Source organism: Holospora elegans E1, from assembly GCF_000648275.1.
In the GTDB taxonomy this organism is placed as follows: domain Bacteria; phylum Pseudomonadota; class Alphaproteobacteria; order Holosporales; family Holosporaceae; genus Holospora; species Holospora undulata_A.
On record NZ_BAUP01000012.1, the window covers coordinates 1 to 6,746 of the forward strand.

Consider the following 6,746-nt stretch of genomic DNA (forward strand, 5'->3'; position numbering starts at 1 on the left):
TGCCCTTCCGATAAAGCTTGCCCCTTGCAAAGAGGCCTCTGCCAGGCATTGGCTGGCAAGGGTTTTTACAGGATCGCTTTGATAGACGGCGCAATGCAGAGCGGTGTTTTTTGCAATGTTTATCGCGGGAGTTGTTCCGATAACCTCCCCCAGAGCCATCCCCCCCGCTTTTACCACAAGATTCTTGCCCAGGTCCTTCAAAAAAGAGCTCAGCTCTAAAGAAGGCCCCCCCAGCAAAGAATCTAGCCCATTATTCTGGATGAAACTTTGCCCAATAGCGCTGCTAATCGCCCCTATGGGCCCCCCCGTTAGTGCGGAAAGCGCAGATATCCCCACACTTAGCACCGCCTTAATCGCGGGCTTAAGGCTTACCTGGCAAGGCTGAACCATTTCTTTGATGCAGGGCGTTAATACATGCTGCACCTGCGTGAAGGTTTCCGTTAAATTTTCTCTTGGTGCGATTTCTAAAGGCAAATCCTGCTTTGCGGCAACCTCCAGCACTGGCGCATCCACCAAAAGCGTTCCGCTTACCCCGCAATCCAGATAGTCCACCCCTTTCCCTGAAAGACTTTGAGTTTTTTGCAGAATCTTATTGTCTTTTAAAACCTGCACCTTTTCAAAACTGTCTTTGATGGGGGCTGCCATCAACTGAAGCGCTTCTTGAGCCTGCACCTTTACAGACCCAGAAAATTGCGTGGCTTGAAAAGATCCTTTTTTTACCTTTATCACCATCCCGCAGGCCTCTTCTGATTTTTTCTGAATCTGCGCTTGCACGTCAAGGACGCTTTGCTGGGAAAATTCTTTTGTGCTGCTGAATTGCACGTCAAGGGCGCTTTTTGGAAAATCTTTTATGCTTGAGCTTTGAATCTGCTCTGGCATATCGGCAGCGGTGCTTTGCTGGGAAAATTCTTTTGTGCTGCTGAATTGCACGTCAAGGGCGCTTTTTGGAAAATCTTTTATGCTTGAGCTTTGAATCTGCTCTGGCATATCGGCAGCGGTGCTTTGCTGGGACTTTCCTTGCCCAAACTCAAAGTGAAGGATTTCCTCTTTTTCTTGGCCATCTTTTTCTTGGCCACAAATAAACTTTTGAGAATTTTGCACAAAAGACAGCTGCCCATGAATTGCTCCAGGAACTGGGTGAAAACTTTGCTTTTCTTCTTGGATATATTTGTTAGAAGAACTTTCCCAAGAAGAGCTATACCCTGGACGGTGTTGAAGAGTAAGCGCCTGAATGCTGCCTGATCCTGCAAAAGACCCTCCTTGGCTGGCAATGTGCTTGGCCTGCGCATTAATCCACTTCCCTTGAATGGTAGAGCCATGAAACGTTGAACTTGCCCCGGAATACACGGCGGTTTCTTTTTTCTTTTGCTCTACCAGGCGGTCTTGTGTGGTGGTTGAAATCCCCGCATCTGCCCAGCGGTCCACCGTGACTTCTATTTGTTCGGCCCTGATGTTTGCTGCAAGAGTCAAAAAATCTTGCCCTTGCACGCTGAACCTTCCCCCAGCTGTAATGGAAGTCCTGTGAAGCGTATCTTGCGTGATGCTGTAGCTTCCCCCATTTTCCAGCGCCCTCTTTTCTGTATGAGACGTAACAGAGCTTGCCACCAAAACTTTAGGAGCCCTTATATCAAAATTTCCCAAAATCTGAAACTGCCCTTGCAGCATTAAAGGCAGATGACTTAAAATCGAAATCTCCCCGGCTTTGAAATCTCCTTGAGTGTTTATCACAATCGGAGCACAAGAAGCCTGCTGAGTAATCTGATGTTCTGTTTGAGAAGCAAAAAATGAAGGAATCGCCAAAGCTAAACACGGCTGCGTTGCAAAAGGGGCTTCCTTCTGGAGGAAACTTTCTTGCTGGAGGAAACTTTCTTGCTGGAGGAAACTTTCTTGCTGGAGGAAACTTTCTTGCTGGAGGAAACTTTCTTGGTAATACGCCCCTTCCTGCTGAAAATTTTCAGATAACGCCTTTTGCTTGCAATCATCTATCGATAATTTTTTTTCCCCCCTTCCCCCACACATTTCAGTTTTTTCTGTGCAAGCAGATTGGGCACGCCCTTGATTTGTCCTTGGCGCTTCAATCCCCTGGCACACCTTTGTGCAAACAGATAGAGCTTGACTTAATTTATTTATATTTGCCTTTTTTTTGATTTCTTCTAAAAAATTCTGCTCTAGCCATTTTAATCGATCACTTCTTTGCTTTATTCCCCATTCAATGGCGGTGCACCTTTCTTGAAATCCACAAAAAATAGATACCCCTTCTTTTTGTATGGAAAAAATATTGAACGCCTCTTCAACCTTTAAAATTTTGGATTGTTCATCGCTGATATCCCTTTTAAGGTTCTCTTTATACTTTAAAGATAGATGTTGGTAACTCTCTTTTAGATCTTGTATCTTCTCTTTTAGTTCTTGAATATATTTGCTTGCACGCACCACTTCCCCTTGAAGCCAGCTCTTCATCTGCTGAAAAATCGGATCCGTCATGTTTTCAATCTTTCTAAACATTAACGCCTGACCTTGCACCTGCCAGAGAAATTTCTGATACTTTCTGGCCAATACTGGATTAAATACCTGATTTTGCTCGTTAAATCCTATAGGAACTTGCACATCTAAAATTGTACTTTTTTGCCCAGACGCTCTATCAAAAAAAGGGAAATCTCCTTGTGTACCAAATGAAGAAAAGGCATCCAAAGAAAAAGACCCTTCTGTCAATTTTTCATTTTTTAAAAAGGATTCTATGTTTGGCTCTTTTTCACGTTTCTCATGATCCCAATCCATCTGATCCATTGCGTAAAACTTTTTAAGCGCTGAAAAATTTTCTTGTTCATATTTTCCATCTTCCAAAGAAAAAATGTACTGAATAAAGGCATCCTCATACCCCCCTTCTTGAAAATAAGGTGTTTGCTTTTGGGAGTTTTGAATTAAAAGGCTTCGACGACTTTCCAGCACGCCAGATTCCGCCCCCCCCTTCTTCCAGAAAAGGTTTGCCCCCCCGTGCTTCCAACATAGCAAACAAAATACCTTCCAGCCCCTAAAGCTTGAAGATTATTCACCATAAGGGCGCCCCCTATATTCGTTTCTGGAACCAAAGATCCTTCAAGGGGTCCTGAACTGCCAAATAGCGTTCCTTTTTCTGCCCTAAGCCCACTTCTTTGTGCTTGTCCGGCACTAGGCAACAGCGCAATACATTGGGAAGACAAAGCTACCTGACTTTGATCTATAATTCCATGAAGTGTTAAATATCCCCCTTTATTTATAATCTCTCCCTTGCCTTGAACACGATGAATTTCCACATGCGCTGGCGGCGTTATCGTCATGAAGCCAGAGCGCCCTTCCCACCATTCTCTTGTTCCTCTGTGATCTTCTCCCTCCCCCCTTACCCACCTTAATTCCATGGGAACGGTTTGAGGGCCTGCCCACAATTTCCCGCGATCTTCTAAATCAAGGCAGCAAATTTCAGTGTTTCCTGCCGTATGCGCTGTGCCAGAAAGCTTAAAATTCCTAACAATAAGTCCATCTCCCAAAAAAGCTTCTTTTCCAGAAAAATTCAGATTTTCCACAAAGCTCCCCTTTGAAAATAACAAACTGGGGAAACAAGAAAGATTGGACAATGCCTTAAACACAGGAAAATCTTGACTTCCCAAAACCGCAGACATATTACGAATATGCCCATAGCACCTTACTTGCCCTAATACAGACCAAGAATCCCAGGCCTCGTTCCTGAGGTCCATTTTCATCTGATTCCACTCCAGCATTCCGCTCCATTGATGCCATGTATTTACATCGATCTTTACATCCTTGCACTGCATATCCCCCATATGCAGCAATCGATTTCCTTTTAGTTCCAAATGACTGGCACACACAGTCCCTATGATCAATAGCTCTTCAAACCCTTGCAAACTTAGGTGGTCTACTTCTTGTGCTTCTATTAAAATTCCTTTTTTTAGTGTTTGCCCTGAATATTCTTTTTTTTGGCTTAAGGATAGGATCTGCCCCCCTATGTCTGGTGCCCATTTTTGAATCCATACTCGATTCCCTTGGGAAAAATTAGAAAAATGATTTCGCCCTTGCTCATCCATCCAGTCAGAGTCTTTACATTTCAATTCCTGGCGCATCCATTCGTTAATGTTTTTACAATGCTCTGCCCATCCCGTTGACGGAACTGGCAGATTTCCCACAAATCCCCCTATCCCCCAACGCCCAGAAAGAAGACCGGCGCAAGATCCAGTCATTCTTTTCTGTAACAGCGTTCCTTCAACAAACGTCCACGGCTCCCAAGGTGTTGTTGGAAAAAAAGACGCCTGCCTAAGCCCTGAACACAATCTTACTTGCTCGCTATGAAGAAATACTGGCACTACTTTACTTCCCCCGATATATACCATCCCCCCTTCGTTTCTTAGCTCTCCTGTTCCTGTTATATCTTTTATGCATGCTGCCCCTGGCCCTGTAATAGGACACCACCCTTGGTGACTTTTTATTCCAGCACCTTGCACTGAAAGCCTTCCTTCGTTTATATTTACGCGTTCTCCACTAAACGCTCCGCTTATTTTTAGCGCTCCTTTTCCAAGGTCTAACGCCTTTGCCTTTATTAATCCTGCGCACCACACCTCCCCAGAGCCCTTAATGCACATCTTCCCCACTTGCCATCCTTGATCCAAATCTGCTTCAAAAGAAGGTAAGATCCACCCCCCAGCCATCCATGATTGCCATTTCTCTGATTTCCTTAGCCTCCCTTTATATTCCGGAATCACTGTAGCCCCCAAAGATATTACTTCGTAGCGATGCGCCAATACTAGCCCTTGGTCTTGCTCGCTCCATTTCCATGTTAAGCTTTGATTGCCTTCAACTTTTCCTTCTTTCTTTTTCTTTCCAATCCAAGCACACCCCCCCAAATCAAGCATCACACTCTGACTATTCAACACTTGCGTACTTATAAACTCTTTTGCCTGAATGCGAATATCCAGCGCCTTTAAAATAGGGCTTTCTATTATTATCGTTTCTGCTTCCTGAATGGTTAGTTCTTCTACCTCCTCTAGCCCTGTTAATATTCCGCTTTCCTTTTCTAGAAATACTTTTCGCTTCCCCTTAAAGTCGTACCGTTTAAGCTCTATTTCTTCAAACTCCTCTTCTCCTTTGCTTCCAACATTCAATCTCCCTTCTTTTACACCATAGCTATTTTCAATTCCTATCCATAAACTTACACCTATCCCCACATTCATAAAGAAAAAACCTTTGTTCATCTTCATAAAAAATATCCTAATTTTCGCTCTGGAGGTTTAATATACCCTCAATACCTTTCTTTACCCCTCTTTCTTTCTTCCTGTTTTTACTTTTTTTTACCTGTGCTTTTGACACATCATCCCCTATTCCTTCTTTTTCATATTAGCCTTCTTCTTAGATCCTTCAGTCTTTCCTTTTGGTTTATCTGTAACTGAATTTTTTCTTCTATTTTTGTATTTATCAGTAGCGATTTAATAACCTGTATTCATGAATAAAAAAGTGTGATATAAAAGGCTTGAAGGAGTAGAAGAAGAATTATTCAAGCGATTTAAAAGAGTAGGATGTGAAAAAGCATCATTTTGTAGCGGCAATAAAAGCAAATACAACAAAAAAGAGGGGGGTAAAGCAGTATGTTATATAATCAAGAGCGGTTATCAACGGCGCATGCTAGCAAAAGATTTTCCACCATATTCGACGGTACATTCGGATGCATGAACTTGTTAAGATAAGCCGAATTAAGTATGAAAAGAGCAAGAATCCCAGCTATAGCATCATTCACTAAGTGTTAAAACAAGTGTTAAACTCACAGGAGCCTCAGAAAAAATAGGTATAGATGGAGGGAAAAAAGATACGCAAACAGCATAGTGGTGTTGATAAGGCAAGGCAATCTGCTCCATATCAAGGGTTCATAAGGCCAATGACACAGGTGCTGGGTGCAGAGTTTTTGAAGAAGCATTGCAAAAATATCCTACATAAAAGGGAGTTTGTGAGAACTCTATTGAATAAAACTATAGCACTCTCAGAGCATATATCTCAAGAATGGGCCATACTTCCAAAGTGTTGGATTGTCGAAAGAACATATGCATGGCTAAATCATTTGCAAAGGGTATCTAATCGTTAAACGCTGTTTTGTGGATTCTAAGAAAAAGGTCCACTTGGCGAGATATTTCCCTCGTTATGGAGATTGGAAAAATACGCACAAAATGATTTTGCAGATGGAAAAATAAAGACAATTTTGGAAAATCTTTTAGAAAAACTGATTGTTGATCCAGACTATGAGGAGCTGATGATAGATTCCAGTTACATAAAAGTACATCCTTATGCAGCAGGGGGTAAGGAAGGTAGCAGGATTCCCGCACAAAAGGGGCTCAACACGAAGCTAAATATGGCCGTGGATGCCCAGGGAATTCCGGTCAGAGTTATCATTACATCAGGTATCGTTGCTAATTGCAAACAAACTAGCCAGCGTGTTGAAGGAATAAGCGCTCAAAATCTTCTTGCAAGCAAAGGATATTGTACCAATCGCATTGTTGATGAGGTAAGAAAAAACAACATGAATCCTTTTATTTCCCAATAGAACGCAATAAAGATATTTACAAGTTTAGACATCTTGTAGAAAATACCATACTCCCCCTCACTTTTTTTCAGGTAGTTTAAAAGATCGCTGAAATCAAAGAATAAGAGTTTATCTTTGATCCACCTGAGTCCCCTTGTGTTCTTGTGTAAGGCCCGTTATAGAAGCGTATACA

General features: G+C 42.5%; 3 protein-coding genes. 1 reads left to right on the plus strand and 2 read right to left on the minus strand.

The window, feature by feature from the left end; genetic code table 11:
• A partial coding sequence (locus HE1_RS00180) for a hypothetical protein (protein ID WP_162480062.1) occupies window positions 1-3,009 on the minus strand: 3,009 nt, incomplete at its 3' end.
• Window positions 2,919-5,237 (minus strand): hypothetical protein, encoded by a 2,319-nt coding sequence (locus tag HE1_RS00185; protein WP_162480063.1) that lies wholly within the window; start codon window positions 5,235-5,237, stop codon window positions 2,919-2,921. The genes HE1_RS00185 and HE1_RS00180, both read right to left, overlap by 91 nt.
• Before the next feature lie 944 nt (window positions 5,238-6,181).
• On the opposite strand from HE1_RS00185, the gene HE1_RS00195 reads away from it, so the two are divergent.
• Window positions 6,182-6,574 carry a transposase gene (locus tag HE1_RS00195; RefSeq protein ID WP_052567118.1) on the plus strand — a complete coding sequence of 131 codons (393 nt, stop codon included), beginning with the start codon at window positions 6,182-6,184 and terminating at the stop codon, window positions 6,572-6,574.
• Window positions 6,575-6,746 lie beyond the last annotated feature (172 nt).